A 21,595-nucleotide genomic window follows, 5' to 3' on the forward strand; every position below is an offset into this window, starting at 1 on the left:
CTACTCTGCGGACTCCTCCTCTTCCTCCTGGTCCGCGTCTTCGGAACTGGCGTCGACGCGCCGCGAGACGTCCACCTGGTAGTTCTCCAGGATGTCGCGTCCCAGCAGGACCGGGTAGTCCATGTGCGAACGGTCCTCGACGCTCGCCGTGACCGTGTGTTGCTGGCCGCCGATACCGACGACGAGGTCCACCACGGGGCGGGACTTCCCCTTCTTCAGACTGCCCGACTTGACCCGCATGACCGACTTGATGGGCCCGGCACCGATCTCCGCCGCGAGGCGGGTGTCGATGCTCGTCCGGGTGGCACCGGTGTCCGACTTCGCGAGGACCGTCTTCGACCCGGCGGTCCCCGACAGGACGACCTCCTCGGTGTAGCCGACGATGACCGGCCCGCTCTCCTTCTCCTGTGGCTTGATGGGTGCACACGCCGGCATGGAGTCGTCGAGCGTCGCCGAGAGTTCCTCGACGCGCTCGTCGTCGACCGTGCCGCCGACGCGTTCGATGGCCAGTTTGGCGATGTACGGCGCCGGGGAGCGGTTCGTCGCCCTGTAGAGCCCCTTGAACCCGGCCGTCGGGTTCACCTCGAGGACGAACCAGCCGTCGTCGCCCTCGACGATGTCGACGCCCGCGTAGTCGAGTCCGACGACGTCTGCTGCCTTCCTGGCTATCTTGCGGACTTTCCGGGGCAGGTCCTCCGTCGCGTCCTCGACGTCGCCACCGAGGGCGACGTTCGTCCGCCAGTCGTTGTCGGGCGCGTAGCGGTACATCGCGCCGACGACCTCGTCGCCGACGACGTAGACGCGAACGTCGCGGTGGCGCTCGCCGTCGCGCTCGATGAGTTTCTGGAGGAACGCGTAGCGGTTGCCGACCTTCGCGTTGACCGGGTCGTCCAGTCCGACCTTCCACGTGCCGCCGCCGTGGGTGCCGATGGCCGTCTTGTAGACGGCCTCCTCGCCGAACTCGTCCCGGTGGGCGTTGAGTTCGTCGCCGTCGAGCGCGAGAAGCGCCTCGGGGACCTGGACGCCGGCCTCCGCGAGCGCCGCCGCGCTCGCTATCTTGTGTGTCGCACGAAGCGTCGCGGACGGCTCGTTGAGCATCGGACGCAGGCTGTTCAGGGTGTTCGCGAGTCCCAGTTCCTCGCACGGCTGTTCCGTGTTCGAGAGCAACATGCGGTTGGCGATGACGTCGACGTCCGGTTCCAGCGACGCGCCGTTCGGGCCGACGCGGACGGACGTGTTCTCGGTGCGAAGCCACTCGGGGTCGTGTCCCAGTTCCTCGACTGCGTTGCAGATCGCCTTCGACTCCTTGCTGCTGTGTAGGCTCAAAACGCCGACACTGACCGGTGAAGAACCACTCATATGGGATTTAACTCCCGGACAGGTGAAAAACGTTGTCAGTTACTGGTCCGTTCGAGTGGAATACTCTCTCACGGTCAGAGGTACGAGGCGTCCCAGCGCGTCGCTTTTCGACGGTTCCCGCAGACGTTGCAGACGACCTCCTCCATCGTTCCCATCGCGACGTCCGTGGAGTTGCACACCGCACAGAACAGGCCGAAGTGCCGTTCCCGCTCCTCGTCGCGGTAGGCCTCGTAGAACGGCCCCTCCGAACCGCGATGGGGCTCGGCGTAGTTGACGAAGAGGTCGCCGTCCTCGGTCTCGACGGCTTCGACGGCTTCCCACTCTCCCCGGTCGTTCGACGCCTCCACGAAGACGTTCTCGACGAAGGACTCGTCGCCGACGTCGACGGTACGCTCTCCGGCCTGCTCGAACCCGTGGGCCTCGTAGAACTCGTTCCCGATGCGGTTCCCTTCGAGAACGACGCCGGTGATGCGCTGTGCGCCGTGGTCCAGGAGGGTCTCTCTCGTCTCGGTCAACAGGCGGGACCCGTATCCGTGGCCGCGATGGTCGGGGTCGACGTGCAACCAGAGGATGCGCCCCTCGACGGGGGCATCCCCGACGAGTTCGCTCTGGGAGAACGCGGCGAGGCCGTCGTCCGCCTCCCCGACGAGGACCACCGCGTCGTCGGTTGCCACCTGGTCGGAGAGCAGGTCGTCCCCGTACCACTCTTCGACGGCGGTGTCGATGGTCGACGGGTCGAATATCGACTCGTAGGAGTCGTGTAACGACGCCGACGCCAGGGCACGCATCGACTCGAAGTCGTCGGCCGTTGCTTCACGAATCTGCATGCTCCAGGGTACGGCGTGATAGCCTATAACATTCCGCCCCGGCCGTACGCACAAACTCTTGTACCGTGGGCACTGGAAGTGTGGTATGGACTCCGCTACGGCTCAGACGTTCGACAACGGGCCGTTCACGTACAACGGCGGCCGGGTCGACCCCGGCGAGGCCGCGAACATACGCTACGGCATCAGCGAGACGTACCTCGGCGACCCCGTTCGGGTCCCCGTCACGATAATCAACGGCGAGAAGCCGGGGCCGACCGTGTTCCTCTCGGCCGCCGCCCACGGCGACGAACTCAACGGCATCGAAGTGGTCCGCGAGGTGGCCCACGAGTGGTCGCTGGAGGACCTCAACGGCTGTCTCGTCTGCCTCCCCGTGCTGAACGTCCCGGGCTTTCTCGCACAGCAACGCTATCTACCGATATACGACCGGGACCTGAACCGGTCGTTCCCGGGGAACGAGGACTCGACCAGCGCCAAGCGCATGGCCCACCGCATCTTCACGAACTTCGTCGAACCGTGCGACCTGGGCATCGACTTCCACACGTCGACCCGTGGGCGGACGAACATGCTCCACGTGCGCGCCGACACCGGCGACGAGGAGGTGGCCCGCGTCGCGATGGCGTTCGCGTCGAACGTCGTCATCTCCAGCGAGGGGCCGAGCGGGTCGCTCCGACAGGAGGCCTCTTCCGCCGGGGTACCGACCATCACCGTCGAGATGGGCGAGGCCCACCGGTTCCAGCGCGACCTCATCGACCGGGCGCTCGACGGCGTCCGCAGCGTCCTCGCCGAGTTCGGCCTGCTGACGACGGAGTCGGTCAGCTGGCCCGGCTGGCGGACGATAATCACCGGCAGCGACGAGAAGACGTGGCTCCGCGCCGACGCCGGCGGCATCGTCGACATGCACTTCGAGAGCGGCGCACTCGTCCACGAGGGCGACCGCATCTGCACCATCACCAGTCCGTTCAAGCGGGACAACGAACCGGTGTACGCCCCGTTCACCGGCGTCATGGTCGGCGTCCTCGAGAACCCGGTGGTCTACCCCGGGAACCCGCTGTGTCACCTCGTCGAACTCGGCAACTCGACCCTCCGGGCCGTCGAGCGCGAGCAGTCGACGCCATCCGACGCTGCCGACCAGTGAGGTGGCCACTCGTCCGCAGGGACCTCGGTGGCGATTGCACCGTCGTGGCGGCGTCGGAGTCGCGGCGGAGTACGCCCAAGAAGTAACTTCTATACCCCCACAGTCCAACCCTCCGAACTGAGAGTATGAGCCAGTCTTACAATCGTGGCCTCATCGAGGACTTCAGTCGCTGGAAGGAGTTCTCGGCTGGCATGTGGGCGTGGATATTCCACAAGTTCACGGGCTGGGTGCTCGTGGGATATCTGTTCACCCACATCGCCGTGTTGAGCACAGTGATTCCGGCGCGAGACGGGCAGACAGTGACCACCGGTGCCGGGACCCAGGTCGACGTGTACACGAACACCCTCGCGTCGCTCGAGAGCATCTTCGTCGTGCGTCTCCTCGAGGTCGGCCTCCTCGCGGTCGCCGTCTTCCACATCCTGAACGGCATCCGCCTGCTGCTGGTCGACCTCGGCATCGGGCTGGAATCGCAGGACAAGACGTTCTACGCGTCGCTCGTGCTGACGGGTGCGATCATAATCGCGAGCGTCCCGACGTTCATGGCCGGACTGGGGGGTGCCTGAGATGGCGGGCGCACCGACCTCCTTCGAGCGTGGCGGGTGGGGCTGGCTCTTCCAGCGCATCACCGCCGCGTTCCTCGTGGTCGTGCTGGCGTTTCACTTCTTCTTGCTACACTTCTACCACCACGCGTTCGAGATAACCCTGCTGGGCACGGAGGCGCGGATGCAGGACGTCGGATACTTCGCCACGATGTGGCTGTTCCTCGTCACGGCGACGTTCCACGGCGTCAACGGCGTCTACAACGCGCTCGTCAACCAGGGGCTGACCGGCACGCGCAAGACGGCGGTCAAGGCCGTGCTCGGCCTCGCGGGCCTCCTCCTCGTCGTGCAGGGGACGCGAGTCGCGCTGTACATGAACGGGTTTCTAGCATGAGTACGCAAGTTCCAGAATCCGAGACCGAGGCAGAGACCGACGCGGAGCCGACCGGCCAGTCCCACCAGGACCGTCGGATGGCCGAGAAGGCCCGCAGGAAGGAGTACCGCGAGGGCGAGAAGAAAGCCGAGGAGGACCTGAAGGCGGCCGAGGAGTCGGTCCAGCTCAAGGTCTTCCGGTACGACCCCGAGGTCGAAGACAAGCAAGAGCCCCGCTTCGACGACTTCCACGTCCCCTACAAGAAGGGGATGACCGTCCTCGACGCGCTCATCTACGCGCGTGACCACTACGACTCGTCGCTGACGTTCCGGCACTCCTGTCGGCAGGCGGTCTGTGGGTCGGACGCGATGTTCGTCAACGGACGGCAGCGTCTCTGCTGCAAGACACAACTCTCCGAACTGGCGGAACCGGTTCGCATCGAACCGCTCCCACACCAGGACGTGGTCAAGGACCTCGTCGTGGACATGGAGCACTTCTACGACCAGATGCACGCCGTCGAGCCGTACTTCCAGTCGGAGAACCTCCCGGCGGAGGAGCAACGACAGAGCAGGGAGAACCGGGAGAAGATCAAGATGTCCACGCGCTGCATCTGGTGTGGCGCGTGTGCGTCCTCCTGTAACATCGCGGCGGGCGACAACCAGTACCTCGGGCCGGCGGCCATCAACAAGGCCTACCGGTTCTACATGGACGAGCGAGAGGACGAGGAGGAACTCAAGGAGCACAGGCTGCGCATCCTCGAACAGGAACACGGCGTCTGGCGGTGCCAGACGCAGTTCTCCTGTACGGAGGTGTGCCCCAAGGACATCCCACTCACCGAGCACATCCAGGAGCTCAAGCGGGAAGCGGTCAAGAACAACCTCAAGTTCTGGTAACTAACAATGTACGAACACGACGTGCTCGTGGTCGGCGGCGGCGGAGCGGGCCTCCGCGCCGCCATCGCGGCCCACGAAGAAGGAGCGGACGTGGCCATCGTCACGAAACTGCATCCGGTTCGCAGTCACACTGGCGCGGCCGAGGGGGGTATCAACGCGGCCCTGCGAGAGGGCGACGACTGGGAACTCCACGCCTACGACACGATGAAGGGGTCGGACTACCTCGGCGACGCGCCGGCCATCGAGACGCTGGCGCAGGACGCACCCGAGGAGGTCTTCCAGATAGAACACTGGGGGATGCCGTTCTCCCGCGAAGACGACGGGCGCGTCTCCCAGCGACCGTTCGGCGGACTGTCGTTCCCCCGGACCACCTACGCGGGCGCGGAGACCGGACACCACCTGCTCCACACGATGTACGAGCAGGTCGTCAAGCGGGGCATCAAGGTGTACGACGAGTGGTTCGTCACGAACCTCGCCGTCACCGACGAGGAGACGCCCGAGGACCGGCAGTGTCACGGCATCGTCGCGTACGACGTCCAGTCCGGGCGTCTCGAAGGGTTCCGTGCGCGCCAGGGCGTCATCCTGACCACGGGCGGCCCCGGACAGGCGTTCGACCACACGACCAACGCCGTCGCCTGTACCGGCGACGGGTACGCGATGGCCTACCGCGCCGGGGTCCCCCTGGAGGACATGGAGTTCGTCCAGTTCCACCCGACGACCCTGCCGAGCACCGGCGTCCTCATCTCCGAGGGCGTTCGCGGCGAGGGCGGCATCCTCTACAACGCCGACGGGGAGCGGTTCATGTTCGAGTACGGCTACGCGAACAACGCCGGTGAACTCGCCTCCCGGGACGTCGTCTCCCGCGCCGAACTGACGGAGGTCAACGAGGGGCGCGGGTTCGAGGACGAGTACGTGATGCTCGACATGCGCCACCTCGGCGAGGAGCGCATCGTCGACCGCCTGGAGAACATCCTCCACCTGGCGGAGGACTTCGAGGGCGTGGACGGCCTGAAAGAGCCGATGCCGGTCAAGCCCGGCCAGCACTACGAGATGGGCGGCATCGAGACCGACGAGAACGGTCAGACCTGCATCGACGGCCTGTACGCGGCCGGCGAGACGGCCTGCGTCTCGGTCCACGGTGCGAACCGCCTCGGCGGGAACGCCCTCCCCGAACTCATCGTCTTCGGCGCCCGCGCCGGTCGGCACGCCGCCGGGGCGGACATGGGCGAAGCCGAGATCGAGACGGGCGAACGCGGCGACATCGAGTACGACGAGACGGAACTCCCGTACCAGCCCGGCGAGGTCGACATGACCGGGCCCCAGACCGACGCCGGCGCGGCACAGGCCCGCTCCGACGGGGGTGCCGTCGCACAGGACGCTGAGCGCGTCGTCGAGCAGGCGGTCGAGGCCGAACGCGCCCGCGTCGAACAGATGATGGAGAAGGACAGCGGCATCCAGCACTCCCAGATCCGCGAGCGCCTCCAGAAGACGATGACCCAGAACGTCAACGTCTTCCGCGAGGAGGAGGGGCTGAAGCAGGCGCTGAAGGACATCCGCGAGATACGAGAGGCGTACCAGGACGTCTACGTCGACGACCCCTCGCGCACGTTCAACACGGACCTGCAACAGACCATCGAGACGCGCAACCTCATCGACATCGCCGAGACCATCACGCTAGGCGCGCTCGTCCGCACCGAGTTCCGCGGCGCGCACTGGCGCGCGGAGCACCAGGAGCGCAAGGACGACGAGTGGCTGAAACACACGCTCATCGCCTGGAACGGGGGCGAGCCGACGGTATTCTATCGTCCCACCATCCTCGAGGGCGAGAGCAAGACGTACGAGCCGAAAGAACGGTCCTACTGACGACCCGGCTGGACGCCGGACGTTCTCGTTTTCGCGCGTTCAGGCCAGTCCGAGGACCCGGAACAGGTCGTCGAGGGTGAGACCGAGTTCCTGCATCACCTGGAACCCGAGGAAGATGCCGACGATTCCCATCACGCCGGCGAGGTTCGGCGGTGCCGGTATCGGTACTTCGACGAACTTGAACAGTGCACCCGCGGCGAACCCGGTGAGCGTCGCCAGGACGACTTCCGTAGTGGTCATGCTATCCGAACGGTTCGCCGGTCCGTGAGTAAAAGCCGTTCCATTCCGTCGCCGCAGGACCCGTCGTTCGCCCGTCTGTGGCGGGGGTCGCTCCCGTCGTCCGTTCTCGTCGGTCGGGAATTACAGTCCGTTTATATGAGATATACGGCCGTCTCTCTACATGTAGGAGGAAAGAACAATGGCAACCAATCAACTAACGGCAGGCGCGAACACGTTCGAAAGCAAACTCGGTGGCATCACCGTCACGGGCAAAGCCCACAGCCTGAGCGCGTGGTTCGTGCTCGCGCTCCGGCTGATGATGGGGTATGCCTTCCTCTACGCCGGCTGGGACAAGGTCACGGCCGGCGGATGGACCGCGAACGGGTACATCGAGAACGTCGCGGCCGCGAACGGTAACCCGCTCGAAGGGATGTTCGCCGCCATGGCAGCGTCCCCCGTGTTCATGGACTTCGTGAACGTCGCCGTCCCGTGGGGCGAGTTCCTCATCGGACTCGGCCTCATCGTCGGCGCGCTGGTCCGCCTCGCGGCGTTCTTCGGCGCGTTCATGATGCTCATGTTCTACTTCGGGAACTGGGGCGTCGAACACGGGTTCATCAACGGCGACTTCGCGTACATGCTCGTGTTCCTGGCCATCGCGGCGTTCGGTGCGGGCCGCATCCTCGGCCTGGACGCGTACATCGAGCAGTACGAGGTCGACGGCGAACCCCTCGTCGAGAAGTACCCGGCACTCCGGTACGTCCTCGGCTGAGGACGCGTCGAAGTACCGGCGAATTTTCCCTTCCGGCGGTTTTCCGGGCCTGACGGCTCGAAACGACAGTTCTCTGTAGTGCTTCCATCGAGCGATGCGTCGCGGACGGTTTCACAGGCTCGATTTTTCGACGTGTGACGATACCGAGATTTATTATCGTCGAATACATCGGCCGGAGTAGCATGACGACGCGCGACTCCAACGCGACCGAGCAGACGACACGACGCACAGCGACGACGGACGCCCCGAGGGTCGGGGACGGCCTGCCGACGGCACTCACGGCGGTGGACTCGCCGCGGGCCAAACTCGTCTACCTCTACCTCGACGCGGTGGGCGAGGCGTCTCCGTCCCGCCTGTGTGCCGACCTCGACGTCCAGAAGCTGAGCCTCCTGTCGGTCCTCCGGACGCTCGAATCCCACGGCCTGGTCGAACGACGCGACGATGGCCGCGTCGGCGCAGTGACCCAGTAGCCGGGACTGCTCGTCACGACCCGACCGGCGAGTCAGAAGAACCGGTCGTAGACCACGTCCCCGACGAGGCCACCGACCATCAGTGGGAGGATGAGGAACCCACCGACCTGGAGGAGGACCAGCGTCGCCCACCGCGAGAGCGGGTTCTGGGGCGGCCAGATGGCCGTCAGCAGGAAGCCGGTGACGTAGTCGCTGAAGACGAGGAGGAGGACCAGTGCGACCAGTGCGGAACAGGCGAGGCGGACGCCGAGGCGGTGTACGTCACGAGGCTGGCGGCGCGAGCCGTCGCCGACGCCCGGCGGGTCCGGCCACTCGCGGTCGTCGGCGTCGTCGCGGACCATACTGCCACTAACGGCGGGTCCGACAAGAACGCCTCGTTCTCCGTCTCAGTCGTTCGGGGCCGGGCCAGCCTCCGGTGCCGGGTCGACGCCGAACAGGACGGCGAACACCCCCGCCGAGAACAGCAACGAACCGGCGGCCGTCGCGAACGCCACGAACACCGACGTCGCGTCCCAGACGGCACCCACGACGACCGGGCCGGTGACCTGACCGACCTTCCACGAGATGGACCGGAGCGACATGCTCCCGGCGACGGCGTCGAAGTGTTCTCCCTCCTCGACGAACAGCGACATGCTGGCCGGGAGGCGCACGCTGTCACCGACGCCGAGGACGGCGTAGGCCAGGAACAGGGAGAAGAACGCCGGTGGGAGCGTCATGCTCGCCGCCGAGACCGGCGAGACGACGGTGACGACGGGGAAGACGTGGTGGGCGAGTTCGGCGAACGGGATGAGCATCGTCCCCAGGGCGTAACACACCGCGCCTGCGAGGACGAACAGGGAGGGGTCGTCCACGCGGTCGGTGAGGACGCCGACGTACCCCTGCAACGCAGACTTCGTGAGTTTCCCGCCCGCGAGGATGCCCCCGATGGCGAACGGGTTGATGCCGAAGGCGGTCCTCGCGTAGATGGGCAGAAAGATGATGACCGCCATCTTGCCGACGGAGAACGCGACACGGAAGAGCACCAGCGCCCGGATGGCGGTGCGACCGAGGAGGCGCTGCAGCGTCTCGACCCCCGTCGCCTCGTCGGGGTCCGCCCGCCCGCCGGGTTCGTCGCGCAGGTAGACGAACACGAGTCCCAGTGCGACCGTCGTGATGGCGACGAGTGCGGCGTAGGCCACCTGGAACCCGTACAGGTACAGCAACAGTCCACCGAAGACGTCGCCGGCGAGACTCGACACCGCACCGACCTGGTTGTAGACGCCGAGCCAGTGGCCCCGTTCGCCGTCGGGGGAGATCTCGCCGACGACGGCCGACCCGGTGAGCCACAGGAGGCTGGCGCCGACGCCCTGCACGACGCGGACCGCGACGACGTGCTCGACGGTCTGTACCAGAGAGAACCCGACGAACACGAGGACGTTCAGGGCGAGGCCGCCGAGCAGGTACCGCTTCGCGTTCCCGACGTCGATGTAGCGCCCCAGGGGGAGGACGATGACGAGTTGTGCGAGGGCGAACGCCGTTCCGAACAACCCCTCGACCGTCCCCGACGTGTCGAACTGCTCGGCGTAGAGCGCGAGGGCTATCAGGATGGTCGAGTAGGCCTGCGCGCGGGCGAAGGCGGTGCCCGACAGGGCGAGGAACTCGCGGTCGCGTAGCAGGTCGATGGACCCGCCGGTGTCAACGTCGCTCACCGTTACGTTCCGAAACGTGCACGTCGGTCAAAAGACCGTCCCTCTCGGCAACCGCCCGGGACCGCGCTACAGTTCGATGCGTTCGACGAGTTCGTCGGTCTCGTCGGCCTTCACGGCGACGATGCGGATGGAGTCCTCCAGTTTCGACCCGCGCAACTTCGCCTTCAACAGGTTGTCGACCTGGTAGACGCCGGCGGCGCTGGTCATCTCTATCTCGACCATGACCGGGTAGTCGTCTCCCTGCTGGAGCGAGACGTTCTTGATCGCCTGACTTGAGAGCGTGTTGATACCTCGCCCGCCCTTCTCGTACGGGATACGAGAGCGTCCGCGTTCCATGTCGAGGGCGTCCGCGACGCGGACGACCCCCGCCTCCCGGGTCAGCGGTTCCTCCTCGGTGTGGTGACAGAGGATGGCGTGGAGGACCTCCCCCTTGACGCGGACCGCCTTCGGTTTCGTGTAGAAGTCGGGGAGGATGCGGTCGAGTTCGTCGGCGGCGAGGGGGATGGAGTAGTACGAGTGGCCGTCGCGGTGGACGACGTGACCGATGTCGTGCAGCGTCGCGGCCAGTCCGACGATGACGGCCTCGTCGGCCTCGTCGAGGCCCTGCTGGCGAGCGCCGTTGAACTCGATGCCGGCGCGCTTGAGCAGGTCGTACAGACAGAGCGCCCGATGGCGGACGATGGAGATGTGCTTCGGCCCGTGGTCGTTGTACCCCTTGCGGTCGACGGCGTTGACGTTCTGGGCCTCGAGATAGGTCGCTATCTCGGCGTCGTTCTCGACGAATTCGAGGACCGCGTTCAGGCGGTCGTCGGGGAACGCGTGCTCCTCCTGCGGGGTGTAGATTCGCCCCGCGGTAGGGTCCTCACTGGTGTCACTCATACGTCTTCACTGGTCGTCCTGGTACAAAAGCCACCGGGAGGGCGTCACCTACTCGGCCTCGGCGGCCGCCTCGCGGACGGCGTCGTAGTCCGGTTCGACGCCGAGGTCGTCGCTGACCCAGCGGTAGGTGACCTCGCCGTCGCCGTCGACGACGAATACTGCACGCTTGGCGACCCCGTGGACGCCCAGTTCGGCGAAGTCCGTCCGCACGTCGTAGTCCTCGATGATGTCCTTCTCGAAGTCGCTGACGAGTTCGAACGACAGGTCGTTCTGGTCGCGGAACTCGTCCAGCGCGAACGGCGAGTCCACGGAGATGCCGTAGACCGTCGCACCGACGTCCTCGAACCCGGAGAGCTGGTCCTGGAAGGTACACAGTTCGCTCCGACACGTCCCGGTGAACGCGGCCGGGAAGAACGCGAGCACGACCGGTGCGTCGTCCAGTCGGTTCGAGAGTTCGAACGACTCGACCCCGTCGGCGGCGGACGGTGCGGTGAACTCGGGAGCCTGGTCTCCAACCTCGATCATTTTGCCCGATAGTTACGACCAGTCGGTCAAGATACTTGGGATTCAGGTACTGTCGGGGTGGTGGGTACGAGCGAGCAAAAAGGTTATAATGTGCCGTACAGCGCCGGGAACGGCGCGTTTCGGAGGGCCCACAGAGGGGAAAAGGTTATAATTACCAGCGGGTAAGCACGGGATAGAGATGGCACTCGAAACCATACCGCTGTTCGTCGGCGGACTGGGTGGTCCAGAGGTCGTGCTCATCTTCCTCGTCGTCGTGCTCCTCTTCGGGGCCAACAAGATCCCGAAGATCGCGCGCTCGACCGGTGAGGCGATGGGTGAATTCCAGAAGGGCCGTGAAGAAGTCGAACAGGAACTCGAAGAGATCCGGACAGGCGCGACCAGTTCGTCCAGCACCGGCACGAACACTGCCGACAGCACGGTCGAACCGGACCCGATCGACACCGACTCCACGGAGTCGGAGTCTGCCGACACCGAGACCGAGACCGAGAGCAACGACAACTAACTCCGTTTTTTCGCGGCCGTCGGGGCGTGTGGCCTAGTGGACAGGGCGGACGGTTCCTAACCTTCAGATCGCGGGTTCGAATCCCGCCACGCCCGCTCACTCACTTCGTTCGTTCGCGGGCGTGGCGTAGTCCCTCTCGCTCACTTCGTTCGCGGGCGTGGCGTAGTCCCTCTCGCTCACTTCGTTCGCTCGCGGGACTCCCGCCACGCCCTCGTCCCGGGGTCTGTCCAGGGTCACGTCCTGTCCCGGGGTCTGTCCAGGGTCACGCCCTCGTACCGGAGCCCCTCCAGGATTCCCCGTCTGTCCAGTGCTCGATACTGTAATGCATCGCGCATGCGAGAAAGAAGAATTAAATTCGGGAGCGACCGTATCGAGGAGCAGCGAACGAAGACGGGCACCTGTGGTCACCACCCCGGGTCTGGACTCGATTCTTGGCCGACACCGGGGACTTAATTCTGTCTATTCGGGAGTAGATGCGAACCGTACGACGTTGGTATTATCAAATATTCTTAAGAAATGAACGCGGTGTCGACTTCCGAGACTTGCCCGAAAATCGCATGACGGTGGCGTGGTGGTGTGGAACAGGTTCGGACAGTCGAACGGATACTGTCCGAATTTCAAACCTGATAATCAGTGGAAGGTTTTTTGCTCCGGTAGGAAAAGGGGTAGTCAATGGCTGTTAACGACGCCGACGGCTCCGAGGCGAATCAGTTCGAGGGAACTGATGAATCGGCCTCTACGTCGGGAGACAGCCCACCTGACGAACCGGTCGAGGGCTCGGACGTCAGGATGGGCGAGTACACGTGGCGGGACTTCATGGAGGAATTCGGGCACGAAGACGAGGTCTCGACGCTGTACTCTGACGTCAACCGACGGAGGACGAGACACTCCAGACGGCTCGGACTCGGAAATAGCGAGGGCGCGGCTAACACTGCACCGCACGGCGATGCGTGGGACGACGTGGACTTCGACCCGGAAGACCACCTCGGCTACCACCCGGACGAACTTCCGGAACTGATCACCGACATCGCCGGGGCGAACGCGAAGTGGCTCCACGAGTACTTCCTGGAGTACTGCGACCCGGAGACCACGCCGGTCGTCATGGACCTGTGGGGCTGGGAACACTTCAAGGGCGAGTACTACTACGAGGGTCGGCGGACGATACCGACGAACCGCAGGGGAAAGCGGATCGAGTTCGACTCCGAGCAGTACCTCGGGTTCGACGGCGACGAGATAGGGAGCGTCGTGAGCAAGGCCGGCGACATCGGGCAGCACCTCTACGACATCGTCGACGACAATACGGTCGACGTGACCCACGGGGACGAGGACGACTTCTTCTCGACCGAGGCTGGCAACACCACCGTCGTCAACCGGTACGACCTCGAGAAGGCCGTCCCCGAGGAGAAGAAACTCCACTTCCGCGAGGAGGAACGCTACTGGGTGAACAAGCCCTACGCGTTCGTCATCATCTTCCACTCCGAGAAGGAGAACGAGAAGAAGTACTACGCCATCGAACCGTACCTCAACCGGATCGAGACCGACCTGCAGGAGTTCATGTCCGGCAAACTCCGGACTGCCATCAAGTACTCCGACGAGGAGGTGACGGTGGAGGGCGACGAGACGCAGCGACGGGAGGTCATCGACCGCGAGACGAAGCGACTGCTGAAGCGATACGACCTCTTCACCGGAACCACACCGGGCATGGGGTCGGCCCACGACGAACGCGGGGTCGTCGACCAGATTCGGCACCTGTTCGGAACCGCCGAGGTCAGCGACGACGACCCGGTGTTCGACGAGACGGGCCTCGAGGGCATCAAGGCACGGCCGGAACCCATCGTACTGGCCGAGGACGCCGACACGCTCAACGAGTACCAGGTCGAGAAGCTTCTCTACCTGCTCAAACGCAACTTCATCGGGTACGAGCGAATCGACCCCATCAAGCACGACATCAACGTGGAGGACATCTCCTGTAACGGCTACAACTCGCCGGTGTTCGTCTACCACACGGGATACGAACAGATAATCTCCAACGTCGACCACGGCGAGCGCGGACTCGACGACTTCGTCGTGAAACTGGCACAGCGCTCGGGCAAGGGCATCTCGAAGCGCCGACCACAGGTCGACGCGACCCTGCCGGACGGGTCGCGTGCGCAGTTGACCCTCGGGGACGAAGTGTCGGACCACGGGACGAACTACACGATCCGTCAGTTCAACGACGTCCCGTTCACCCCGATCGACCTCATCAACTGGAACACGTTCTCCCTCGACGAGATGGCGTTCCTCTGGCTCTGCATCGAGAACCACAAGTCGCTCATCTTCGCCGGCGGTACGGCGTCCGGGAAGACCACGAGCCTGAACGCGATCTCGCTGTTCATCCCGTCGAGCGCGAAGATCGTCTCCATCGAGGACACTCGCGAGGTCGAACTGCCCCAGCGGAACTGGATCGCGAGCGTCACCCGCCCCTCGTTCAGCGAAGACGCACAGGGTGACGTCGACGAGTTCGACCTGCTGGAGGCCGCACTGCGACAACGCCCCGACTACATCGTCATGGGTGAGATTCGTGGTGAGGAGGGCCGGACGCTGTTCCAGGTCATGTCCACCGGCCACACCACCTACTCCACGTTCCACGCCGACTCGGTCGGTGAAGTCCTCAAGCGGTTCACGACGGACCCCATCAACGTCTCGAAGACGATGTTCACGGCGCTCGACCTCGTCTCCATCCAGACCCAGACGCGGGTCGGCGGGCGGAAGGTCCGTCGGAACCGGAACATCACCGAGATAAACCACTACGACGCCGAGAACGACGAGATAAACGTTCAGGACGTCTACCAGTGGCAGGCGGAGACGGACGAGTTCCTCAAGATGGGCGAGTCGAACACCCTCGACGAGATACAGTTCGACCGCGGGTGGAGCCGCGAAAAACTCGAGGAGGAACTGTTCAAGCGTCGCGTGGTTCTCGCCTACCTCGTCAGGAACGGACTCAGTACGTACGTCCAGGTCGCGGCGACGGCACAGGCGTTCGTCAACGACCCCGACACCATCCTCACGCTCATCGCGAACGGCCAACTCGAGGAGAGCCTCGAGGACCTCCGCGACATGGAGTCCATCCTCATCGACGTGGACCCGGACGACGAGGAACTCGTCCCCCGCCCCGACCCCGACGACGAGACGTACAACCTCGCACAGGACATCATCGAACGTGCCGAAGAGTCGCTGTACGAGGAGTACCGTGGAGAGATTCCCAGCGGCCTGAGCATCGACAGTGCGGTGAGCGGGTCGGGCATGGACGTGGATGAACCGATGATCGAGGCCGAACCCGGCGACGACGACTTCGACTTCGGCGAGCAGGGAGCCGACGGGTCGGCCGACGACTCGTTCGCCCTCGACGAGGACGAGGAGGACTTCTCGTTCTCCGGTTCCAGCAACACGCTGGACGAGAGTCCGTCCTGGCTCAGCGACGACGGTGATGGCTTCGACTTCGGCGACGACGACTTCGGTCGCATCGAAGAGAAACGGGCCGAAACGGCGGACGCAGCGGATGGGACGCCGGAACTCGAGTCGTCGTCGGCCAGCACGGCCGCCGGCGCCGGGTCGAGCGGGAGCGGGTCCGATACGTCGACGCCGGAGCTCGACGAGAGCGACGCCGCCGATGCGAACGGCTCGTTCCCCGCACTCGACGGGCAATCGGACGACAACGACGACGGGCCCATCTTCGGCGAGGTGGACGACTCCGGGGCGGAATCGATGTTCGACGCCGGCGCCGGGGACGAAGCCGAACCGGAGACGGAATCGCAGACCCCGATCGACGACGATTCGGCGTTCTTCGGCGAGGAGGACGAACCGTTCTTCTCGGAGGACGACGAGGAGGTCGACTCGATATTCGGCGAGGAGAGCGGCGGTATCTTCACCGAGGAGGACGACGACGCGGACGACGACGGTGGCGGCATCTTCAGTGACGGCGGCAACCCGGCGGACGACGAGAGCATCTTCGACGACTCGGCGGGGGCGGACGGAGCGGGCGGTAACGGTGATGCCGAATGAGCCTGCAGACGGGGCCAGACTCCTCCGAGAGCGGTTTCAGCACGTCCTCCGACTCGCTCGGGGACAGGTTCTACCCGCTGTACGAACGGCTGTTCGACGAGAACTCGGACTTCGTCGCCGACGTCGAGACGAAACTCGCCCAGGCGCGCATGTCCGATACCGTCGAGATGTACCTCTCCCGGTCGCTGGCGATCGGCGTGCTCAGCGGCGGGGTCCTCTGGCTGATGGGGACGATAATCGGCTACTTCCTGTTCGCGACGGGAATCGTCCCGACGGAGAACCTCCTCGGAGCGACCATCCCGAGCCAGACCGCCATCGAGATAATCAACGCGGTGAAGGTGCCCGCACTCATCGTCGTGACGGGACTGTTCCTCGGCTCTATCGGGTTCGCGATGGGGTTCGGCGCGCTCGTCGCGGTCCCCTACTCGCGGGCCTCCTCGCGCAAGCGCGAGATAAACATGCTGCTGACCGACGCGGTGTCGTTCATGTACGCGCTGTCGGTCGGTGGGCTGAACCAGCTCGAGATACTCGAGGCGATGGCGAAGGCGGAAGACACCTACGGAGAGGTCGCCAAGGAGTTCCAGTCCATCGTCCAGGAGACGGAGTACTTCGACACCGACTACCGGACGGCCATCCGGAACCAGGCGATGGAGACCCCGAGCGACGAACTCGCCCAGTTCCTCACGGACATGCTCTCCATCGTCAACTCCGGTGGTGACATGGAGGGGTTCCTCAACGACAAGAAGGAAAAGCACATGCGAACCGCAAAGCAGCAACAGGAGTTGACCCTGGAGACCCTGGAGCTGTTCGGCGAGATGTACATGACGCTGTCGCTGTTCCCGCTCTTGCTCATCATCATCCTGGTCATCATGCGCATGCTCGGCGAGGCACAGGTCGAGATGCTGTACGCGACGGTGTACGGCCTCATCCCGATGACCGGTGCCGGGTTCCTCGTCCTCGTCTCGACGGTCAAGCAGGACGAACCGGGCGACGGCTACCTCAGTCCGGCCGACTCCGACGAGCGGCTGTCGGTCCAGCAGGAATCCGGTCTGCTCAACCTCGGCCTCGTCGAGGAGTTCACGGGCGACTACAGCGTCTTCGACCGCATCAAGAGCAAGGAGGGCACCTACGAGACGGTACAGGTCCTCAAGGCGCCCCACCTGTTCTTCCGGGACAACCCGATGTTCACGCTGGCACTGACGGTCCCGGTGGCGCTCCTGATTCTCGTCGTCGCGATGGTCACGGGAGCCGTCCCCACCTCCTGGGACGGACTGGTCGAGAACCCGGTCTGGGGCACGTTCATGTACGTCTACATGCCGACGTACATCGTCTTCCTGCCCCTGGCCGTCTTCCGGGAGTGGAACGTCCGCTCGCGGGGGGCCGTCATCTCGAGCATCTCCGACAACCTCAGGAAACTCTCGAGTGCCAACGACACCGGGTTGACCCTCCTGGAGTCGCTCCGGACCGTCTCCGAGACCACCAGTGGGAAACTGGCGACGGAGTTCGAGACGATGCACGCGAAGGTCAACTACGGGATGAGCCTCAAGCACGCGCTGGTCGAGTTCAACAACAAGTACCACATCCCGAGACTGGCGCGGACGGTGAAGCTCATCAGCAAGGCACAGGAGGCGTCCAGCCAGATCACCGACGTGCTGACGACGGCGGCGCGAGCGTCCGAGAACCAGGACGACATCGAGCGAGAGCGCAAGTCCCGGACGCGGATGCAGGTCGCCATCATCCTCATGACGTACATCACCCTGCTCGCCGTCATGGCGATCCTGAAGACGCAGTTCCTCGACGTGCTCGCGGGGCTGACGCAGCAGCGAGACGCTGCGGGCACCGCTGCTGCCGGGCCGAGTTTCGGTGGCAGCGTCAACACGAGTCTGCTGTCGCTGCTGTTCTTCCACGCGGTGACCATGCAGGCGTTGCTGTCCGGACTCATCGCGGGCTACATCCGCGACGCGGACATCATGAGCGGGATGAAGTACGTGCTCGGCCTGATGACAATCGCACTCGTCGTGTGGGCGGCGGTCGCGTGAAAACGATGAAGACGACGGGAAACACGCTTCGACGCGGGTCCGACGGTCGGGGACAGACCACGCAGGACTTCGCCGTCGGCATCAGCATCTTCCTGCTGACCGTGGGGTTCACCTTCGGATTCCTGCCGAGTCTGTTGAGTCCGTTCGGGTCGCCTCTCGGGGACGACATCACCGCGAAGTCCGACCGGGTCGCAGAGACCATCATCGACGACCACCTCGTCGAGGGCGAACTACGGACGCTCGACGACACGGAACTGGACAACTTCCTCACCAACAACCCCACGGACGCCGACCTTCGGGCCTACTTCGGCCTGCGAGCGTCGGCCGACGTCAACGTGACGGTGATGAACGTCCACGACGACGGGACGCGGACGGTACTCGTCGGGCCCGCTTCGGGGGACGAGATGAGCGCCGGAGACGAGTATGGCTCCCAGACGTCTGCGGCGTCGACGACGCGGGTCGTCGTCGTCGAGAGCGGACAGTGTGACGTCGAGTGCCTCCTGGTGGTGCGAGTGTGGTGATAGCATGAGAGACGACGAACGTTCACAGGCATACACGCTCGAGGGGTTCATCGGGTCGATACTGATACTGACGGCGGTCCTGTTCGCACTCCAGTCCGTCGTCATCCTGCCGACGACGTCCGGTCAGGTCGGCCTCGACGTACAGGAGCAGTTACGCTCCTCGGCGAACGACGTGCTCGCGATCAACGCCGAGGACGGCAGCCTCTCGTGCCACGTCCGGTACTGGAACGGGTCGAACGAGAGCACGTTCGCAGAGGGCATCGACCCTCGGATCGGCTACGGACCGAACGAACCCCCGAACGTCACCGCGTGTGACGCCGACGGGACGCAGTTCGGCCCCATGCTCAACCAGACGTTCGGCGAGCAGGGACGGGAGTACAACGTCCTCGTCACCTACCGGAACGGCACCGAGACGGAGCAACAGCGGATGGTGTACCGTGGCGTCCCGACCGAGTCGGCCGTCACGGCGACGTACACCGTCACGCTGTACGACGACCAGCGACTCACGGGCGAGGCGTGTCGACCGAACTGTCCGACGCTCGCGAACGCCACGCTCCAGGAGTTCCCCATCCCGAACGACGTCGACGGCCCGGTCTACAACGTCGTCGTGGTACGGGTGATACTATGGTGAACGTCGCCGAACCGGACTCGAAGGCACAGGTCGTCCTCGTCGGCGCGGTCGCCATCGCGTTCATCATCCTCGGTATCGTCGTGGTCCTGAACACGAGCCTCTACGCGGAGAACGTCGGTTCGACGGGCACCGTGTCCGCCGTCGACCAGGCCGAACAACTCGAACACGTCGGCGGCGAATCGGTCGCCGGACTGGCCTACCGGGTGAACCAGGACGACTACAACCAGGCCGGATTGGAGACGGCGATGACCGAGAACGTCAGCGACTTCAGCGCGGTGTGGCAGGCACTACTCGCGGAGTCTGGACCGACGCTCGCGAACGTGTCGTACAACGATAGCGCGACCGACTACGGCGTTCAGTTGGTGGACGGCGGAGGCAGTTTCGAAAATTCGAGTGGGAGCCGCAACTGGGCACTGGCCGATACCTCCGAGCCAGCGGACGTCGCCGAGTTCGAGATGGAGGTCGATTCCGGGAGCCTCCACCAGAACCGAGCCGACGCGTTCCACGTCGCCGTACGTGGAACGGCTCCAGACGGCGATGCGAAGTGGCGCGTCATGTGGTTCAGTCGGGATGCCAGTGGGGACCTGCAGATAGATACGTACACCGACACCGACACTGCCGCCTCTGCACCATCCGGCTGGGAGGATTGGTCCTCCGGGACACACGAGACGTGCACCGCCCCCGGTTCGAGTTCGGTAGACATCGACGTGAGCAACGGCACCGTCGACGGCGTCCCCAAGTCATGTCTCTCGTTCACCGACGGGATAGCACCTATCAGCGGGGGTGAGGGGTACGAACTGTGGTTCCGAAACGCGGACGAAGTCACCGGTGACTACTCCATGATGACGAGTCTGGACGACCCCGGGAGTGCACCATCGCACACCGACATCGTCTGGGCAGCAGGCGTCGACGTCTACTACGACACCCAGTCCACGTCGTATCGACGAACGATCACCGTTCCCGTGTACAACGACAGCACACGATGATACGAGTCCCAACCCACGACGACCGCGGCGTCTCCATCGCCATCACGCACGTCCTGACCATCGGCATCACGACCATCCTCGTCGCCGGCCTCCTCGTGGGCACGAGTGGGCTCTTGCAGGACGAGAAGAGCAACGCGGCACGCGACGAACTCCGGACCATCGGTAACCGCATCGTGTCCGACCTCTCGCACGTCGACCACACCACCGACGGGTCGACCGGCGAGATGACTCTCGAGACAGAGCATCCGGCACAGGTATCCGGGAGTGGTTACGCCGTCAGGTTGTACGAACCCGGGTCGTCGGAGTGCGCCCCGTACGACACGGCACCGTACAACGACGACGGGAAGACGGCGTGCCTGGTCCTCGAATCCAGCGAGGCGAGGGCGAACATCGTCGTGCCCTTCCGGAACGACACCGCCGTCACCGAGAGTAGCGTCAGCGGCGGCGACCTCTACATCGTCTACGACGGGTCTTCGATTCGACTCAGCAGCGACCGCCCGTCGCCACGGCTGGGTCACCCGTCTACCGTCGGTCGACAGGCGCTCGTGGAGGGTCGCCAATGAGACCCCTCGACGACCGTTCGGTCAGCGACGTCCTTGCGTTCGTCGTCGTCTTCTCCATCATCATCACCTCGGTCGGACTGGTGTACGGCGTCGGGTTCAGCAGCCTCAGCGACTTCCAGCAGGGCGAACAGAAGACCAACGCGGTCCGGGCGTTCGACGCTCTCTCCACCGGATTCGACAACGTCCAGCACGACCGGTCGCCCGCCAGTTCGGGCGCGATACAGCTCAACGGCGGCACCATCCAGGTCGAAGAGCAGACGGAGTTCGAGGTCAGCGTCGAAGACAGCAGTGGCTCGACCGTCTGGGGGCCACAGACCAACACGACCGGTTCGCTCCGGTACACCATCGACGGCACCTACGTCGCCTACGAGAGCGGCGCCGTCTTCCGGAAGGACCGCGGTTCGTCCGCGATGGTGAGCGAGCCCTCGTTCGTCTGCAGCGACGACCGCGCCGTCGTCTCGCTCGTCGCGTTCGACGGTCTGTCCGGTGCCCGCGGGGGCGACACCAACGTCGAGGTCATCACCAGGCGTGAATCGAACCAGCTCCTCTACAGTTACCCGGACGGCAGCGGCGGCTCCGGGCCCGACAGCGTCGTTCTCTCGATCGACGACTCCGAGTACGGCGACGCCTGGGAGCGCTACCTGGTCGAGAACGGCTGGCAGGACCTGGGTGGCGGCGAGTACAGCTGTTCGGCCGACGTGGTCGTCGTCCGGGTCACCGTCGTCACCGTCGAGTTCCAGTGACGGCCCCGACTCCGAATCGCGGGAGTTAAA

23 protein-coding genes and 1 tRNA gene are annotated in these 21,595 nt (G+C 64.8%); 16 read left to right on the forward strand and 8 right to left on the reverse strand.

The features are described 5' to 3' along the window. Complete coding sequence (locus ACSC1W_RS04510; protein ID WP_435345670.1) at window positions 1-1,359, reverse strand: RimK family alpha-L-glutamate ligase; 1,359 nt, start codon at window positions 1,357-1,359, stop codon at window positions 1-3. 74 nt (window positions 1,360-1,433) lie between these two features. Then, complete coding sequence (locus ACSC1W_RS04515; RefSeq protein ID WP_435345671.1) at window positions 1,434-2,186, reverse strand: GNAT family N-acetyltransferase; 753 nt, start codon at window positions 2,184-2,186, stop codon at window positions 1,434-1,436. A gap of 85 nt (window positions 2,187-2,271) precedes the next feature. Here ACSC1W_RS04515 and ACSC1W_RS04520 point away from each other — a divergent pair, with 85 nt between their 5' ends. The 5 genes from ACSC1W_RS04520 (at window position 2,272) to ACSC1W_RS04540 (ending at window position 6,989) form a co-directional block, all read left to right on the forward strand. Continuing rightward, window positions 2,272-3,321, forward strand: coding sequence for a succinylglutamate desuccinylase/aspartoacylase family protein (locus ACSC1W_RS04520; protein ID WP_435345672.1), 1,050 nt, complete (start codon window positions 2,272-2,274; stop codon window positions 3,319-3,321). 125 nt (window positions 3,322-3,446) lie between these two features. Next, window positions 3,447-3,884, forward strand: a complete 438-nt coding sequence (gene sdhC / locus ACSC1W_RS04525; RefSeq protein WP_435345673.1) for a succinate dehydrogenase, cytochrome b556 subunit — start codon at window positions 3,447-3,449, stop codon at window positions 3,882-3,884. Between the two features lies 1 nt (window position 3,885). Beyond that, the gene (locus ACSC1W_RS04530; RefSeq protein WP_435345674.1) at window positions 3,886-4,254 is read left to right on the forward strand and encodes a succinate dehydrogenase/fumarate reductase transmembrane subunit; all 369 of its coding nucleotides are present in this window, start codon (window positions 3,886-3,888) and stop codon (window positions 4,252-4,254) included. After that, the gene (locus tag ACSC1W_RS04535) at window positions 4,251-5,126 is read left to right on the forward strand and encodes a succinate dehydrogenase/fumarate reductase iron-sulfur subunit (protein ID WP_435345675.1); all 876 of its coding nucleotides are present in this window, start codon (window positions 4,251-4,253) and stop codon (window positions 5,124-5,126) included. Before ACSC1W_RS04530 ends, ACSC1W_RS04535 begins: the two co-directional genes overlap by 4 nt. Before the next feature lie 6 nt (window positions 5,127-5,132). After that, the gene (locus tag ACSC1W_RS04540) at window positions 5,133-6,989 is read left to right on the forward strand and encodes an FAD-binding protein (protein ID WP_435345676.1); all 1,857 of its coding nucleotides are present in this window, start codon (window positions 5,133-5,135) and stop codon (window positions 6,987-6,989) included. A 39-nt stretch (window positions 6,990-7,028) separates the two neighbouring features. Here the strand turns inward: ACSC1W_RS04540 and ACSC1W_RS04545 are convergent, their stop codons facing one another. Further along, a complete protein-coding gene (locus tag ACSC1W_RS04545) occupies window positions 7,029-7,229 on the reverse strand; it encodes a XapX domain-containing protein (RefSeq protein WP_435345677.1) in 201 nt (66 codons plus the stop codon). A gap of 178 nt (window positions 7,230-7,407) precedes the next feature. On the opposite strand from ACSC1W_RS04545, the gene ACSC1W_RS04550 reads away from it, so the two are divergent. Together ACSC1W_RS04550 and ACSC1W_RS04555 are read left to right on the forward strand one after the other, a co-directional pair. Then, window positions 7,408-7,977 carry a DoxX family protein gene (locus tag ACSC1W_RS04550; RefSeq protein WP_435345678.1) on the forward strand — a complete coding sequence of 190 codons (570 nt, stop codon included), beginning with the start codon at window positions 7,408-7,410 and terminating at the stop codon, window positions 7,975-7,977. Between the two features lie 182 nt (window positions 7,978-8,159). Beyond that, window positions 8,160-8,447 carry a helix-turn-helix domain-containing protein gene (locus tag ACSC1W_RS04555; protein ID WP_435345679.1) on the forward strand — a complete coding sequence of 96 codons (288 nt, stop codon included), beginning with the start codon at window positions 8,160-8,162 and terminating at the stop codon, window positions 8,445-8,447. A 32-nt stretch (window positions 8,448-8,479) separates the two neighbouring features. Here ACSC1W_RS04555 and ACSC1W_RS04560 read toward each other — a convergent pair whose 3' ends face one another. The 4 genes from ACSC1W_RS04560 to ACSC1W_RS04575 all read right to left on the reverse strand — a co-directional run bounded on the left by ACSC1W_RS04560 (window position 8,480) and on the right by ACSC1W_RS04575 (window position 11,539). Next, a complete protein-coding gene (locus ACSC1W_RS04560) occupies window positions 8,480-8,788 on the reverse strand; it encodes a hypothetical protein (RefSeq protein WP_435345680.1) in 309 nt (102 codons plus the stop codon). Between the two features lie 45 nt (window positions 8,789-8,833). Next, on the reverse strand, window positions 8,834-10,135 hold the full coding sequence (locus ACSC1W_RS04565) for an MFS transporter (RefSeq protein ID WP_435345681.1): 1,302 nt from the start codon (window positions 10,133-10,135) through the stop codon (window positions 8,834-8,836). A 66-nt stretch (window positions 10,136-10,201) separates the two neighbouring features. Further along, complete coding sequence (locus ACSC1W_RS04570) at window positions 10,202-11,014, reverse strand: HD domain-containing protein (RefSeq protein ID WP_435345682.1); 813 nt, start codon at window positions 11,012-11,014, stop codon at window positions 10,202-10,204. A gap of 48 nt (window positions 11,015-11,062) precedes the next feature. Then, complete coding sequence (locus ACSC1W_RS04575) at window positions 11,063-11,539, reverse strand: redoxin domain-containing protein (RefSeq protein ID WP_435345683.1); 477 nt, start codon at window positions 11,537-11,539, stop codon at window positions 11,063-11,065. A 178-nt stretch (window positions 11,540-11,717) separates the two neighbouring features. On the opposite strand from ACSC1W_RS04575, the gene tatA reads away from it, so the two are divergent. Together tatA and ACSC1W_RS04585 are read left to right on the forward strand one after the other, a co-directional pair. After that, window positions 11,718-12,041, forward strand: a complete 324-nt coding sequence (gene tatA, locus ACSC1W_RS04580) for a twin-arginine translocase TatA/TatE family subunit (protein ID WP_435345684.1) — start codon at window positions 11,718-11,720, stop codon at window positions 12,039-12,041. Between the two features lie 22 nt (window positions 12,042-12,063). Beyond that, a tRNA-Arg gene (locus tag ACSC1W_RS04585) sits at window positions 12,064-12,136 on the forward strand. Window position 12,137: 1 nt separating this feature from the next. On the opposite strand, the gene ACSC1W_RS04590 is transcribed toward ACSC1W_RS04585, so the two are convergent. After that, window positions 12,138-12,278 (reverse strand): hypothetical protein, encoded by a 141-nt coding sequence (locus ACSC1W_RS04590; RefSeq protein WP_435345685.1) that lies wholly within the window; start codon window positions 12,276-12,278, stop codon window positions 12,138-12,140. Between the two features lie 435 nt (window positions 12,279-12,713). Between ACSC1W_RS04590 and ACSC1W_RS04595 the strand changes: the two genes are divergently transcribed. The 7 genes from ACSC1W_RS04595 to ACSC1W_RS04625 are packed head-to-tail and all read left to right on the forward strand — an operon-like array spanning window position 12,714 to window position 21,565. Next, a complete protein-coding gene (locus tag ACSC1W_RS04595; RefSeq protein ID WP_435345686.1) occupies window positions 12,714-16,082 on the forward strand; it encodes an ATPase, T2SS/T4P/T4SS family in 3,369 nt (1,122 codons plus the stop codon). Further along, a complete protein-coding gene (locus tag ACSC1W_RS04600; RefSeq protein WP_435345687.1) occupies window positions 16,079-18,121 on the forward strand; it encodes a type II secretion system F family protein in 2,043 nt (680 codons plus the stop codon). Before ACSC1W_RS04595 ends, ACSC1W_RS04600 begins: the two co-directional genes overlap by 4 nt. Before the next feature lie 5 nt (window positions 18,122-18,126). Further along, window positions 18,127-18,642 carry a DUF7287 family protein gene (locus tag ACSC1W_RS04605; protein ID WP_435345688.1) on the forward strand — a complete coding sequence of 172 codons (516 nt, stop codon included), beginning with the start codon at window positions 18,127-18,129 and terminating at the stop codon, window positions 18,640-18,642. 4 nt (window positions 18,643-18,646) lie between these two features. Next, the gene (locus ACSC1W_RS04610; RefSeq protein WP_435345689.1) at window positions 18,647-19,273 is read left to right on the forward strand and encodes a DUF7288 family protein; all 627 of its coding nucleotides are present in this window, start codon (window positions 18,647-18,649) and stop codon (window positions 19,271-19,273) included. Further along, entirely contained in the window at window positions 19,267-20,259 is a 993-nt protein-coding gene (locus tag ACSC1W_RS04615) for a DUF7261 family protein (protein WP_435345690.1), read from the forward strand. Before ACSC1W_RS04610 ends, ACSC1W_RS04615 begins: the two co-directional genes overlap by 7 nt. Further along, window positions 20,256-20,822, forward strand: a complete 567-nt coding sequence (locus tag ACSC1W_RS04620) for a DUF7266 family protein (RefSeq protein WP_435345691.1) — start codon at window positions 20,256-20,258, stop codon at window positions 20,820-20,822. The genes ACSC1W_RS04615 and ACSC1W_RS04620 overlap by 4 nt, the downstream gene beginning before the upstream one ends. After that, window positions 20,819-21,565, forward strand: a complete 747-nt coding sequence (locus tag ACSC1W_RS04625; protein ID WP_435345692.1) for a DUF7289 family protein — start codon at window positions 20,819-20,821, stop codon at window positions 21,563-21,565. The genes ACSC1W_RS04620 and ACSC1W_RS04625 overlap by 4 nt, the downstream gene beginning before the upstream one ends. Window positions 21,566-21,595 lie beyond the last annotated feature (30 nt).

The organism is Haloarchaeobius marinus (genome assembly GCF_051207415.1).
In the GTDB taxonomy this organism is placed as follows: Archaea; Halobacteriota; Halobacteria; order Halobacteriales; family Natrialbaceae; genus Haloarchaeobius.

What these genes read in the sequence shown, in the direction of transcription:
- ACSC1W_RS04575 (WP_435345683.1), bottom strand. Translation starts at nt 11,539, where the DNA reads ATGATCGAGGTTGGAGACCAGGCTCCCGAGTTCACCGCACCGTCCGCC.
- sdhC (WP_435345673.1), top strand. Translation starts at nt 3,447, where the DNA reads ATGAGCCAGTCTTACAATCGTGGCCTCATCGAGGACTTCAGTCGCTGG.
- ACSC1W_RS04600 (WP_435345687.1), top strand. Translation starts at nt 16,079, where the DNA reads ATGAGCCTGCAGACGGGGCCAGACTCCTCCGAGAGCGGTTTCAGCACG.
- ACSC1W_RS04535 (WP_435345675.1), top strand. Translation starts at nt 4,251, where the DNA reads ATGAGTACGCAAGTTCCAGAATCCGAGACCGAGGCAGAGACCGACGCG.
- ACSC1W_RS04620 (WP_435345691.1), top strand. Translation starts at nt 20,256, where the DNA reads ATGATACGAGTCCCAACCCACGACGACCGCGGCGTCTCCATCGCCATC.
- ACSC1W_RS04550 (WP_435345678.1), top strand. Translation starts at nt 7,408, where the DNA reads ATGGCAACCAATCAACTAACGGCAGGCGCGAACACGTTCGAAAGCAAA.
- ACSC1W_RS04530 (WP_435345674.1), top strand. Translation starts at nt 3,886, where the DNA reads ATGGCGGGCGCACCGACCTCCTTCGAGCGTGGCGGGTGGGGCTGGCTC.
- ACSC1W_RS04560 (WP_435345680.1), bottom strand. Translation starts at nt 8,788, where the DNA reads ATGGTCCGCGACGACGCCGACGACCGCGAGTGGCCGGACCCGCCGGGC.
- ACSC1W_RS04555 (WP_435345679.1), top strand. Translation starts at nt 8,160, where the DNA reads ATGACGACGCGCGACTCCAACGCGACCGAGCAGACGACACGACGCACA.
- ACSC1W_RS04615 (WP_435345690.1), top strand. Translation starts at nt 19,267, where the DNA reads ATGGTGAACGTCGCCGAACCGGACTCGAAGGCACAGGTCGTCCTCGTC.
- ACSC1W_RS04520 (WP_435345672.1), top strand. Translation starts at nt 2,272, where the DNA reads ATGGACTCCGCTACGGCTCAGACGTTCGACAACGGGCCGTTCACGTAC.
- tatA (WP_435345684.1), top strand. Translation starts at nt 11,718, where the DNA reads ATGGCACTCGAAACCATACCGCTGTTCGTCGGCGGACTGGGTGGTCCA.
- ACSC1W_RS04610 (WP_435345689.1), top strand. Translation starts at nt 18,647, where the DNA reads ATGAGAGACGACGAACGTTCACAGGCATACACGCTCGAGGGGTTCATC.
- ACSC1W_RS04570 (WP_435345682.1), bottom strand. Translation starts at nt 11,014, where the DNA reads ATGAGTGACACCAGTGAGGACCCTACCGCGGGGCGAATCTACACCCCG.
- ACSC1W_RS04545 (WP_435345677.1), bottom strand. Translation starts at nt 7,229, where the DNA reads ATGACCACTACGGAAGTCGTCCTGGCGACGCTCACCGGGTTCGCCGCG.
- ACSC1W_RS04540 (WP_435345676.1), top strand. Translation starts at nt 5,133, where the DNA reads ATGTACGAACACGACGTGCTCGTGGTCGGCGGCGGCGGAGCGGGCCTC.
- ACSC1W_RS04605 (WP_435345688.1), top strand. Translation starts at nt 18,127, where the DNA reads ATGAAGACGACGGGAAACACGCTTCGACGCGGGTCCGACGGTCGGGGA.
- ACSC1W_RS04595 (WP_435345686.1), top strand. Translation starts at nt 12,714, where the DNA reads ATGGCTGTTAACGACGCCGACGGCTCCGAGGCGAATCAGTTCGAGGGA.
- ACSC1W_RS04515 (WP_435345671.1), bottom strand. Translation starts at nt 2,186, where the DNA reads ATGCAGATTCGTGAAGCAACGGCCGACGACTTCGAGTCGATGCGTGCC.
- ACSC1W_RS04510 (WP_435345670.1), bottom strand. Translation starts at nt 1,359, where the DNA reads ATGAGTGGTTCTTCACCGGTCAGTGTCGGCGTTTTGAGCCTACACAGC.
- ACSC1W_RS04625 (WP_435345692.1), top strand. Translation starts at nt 20,819, where the DNA reads ATGAGACCCCTCGACGACCGTTCGGTCAGCGACGTCCTTGCGTTCGTC.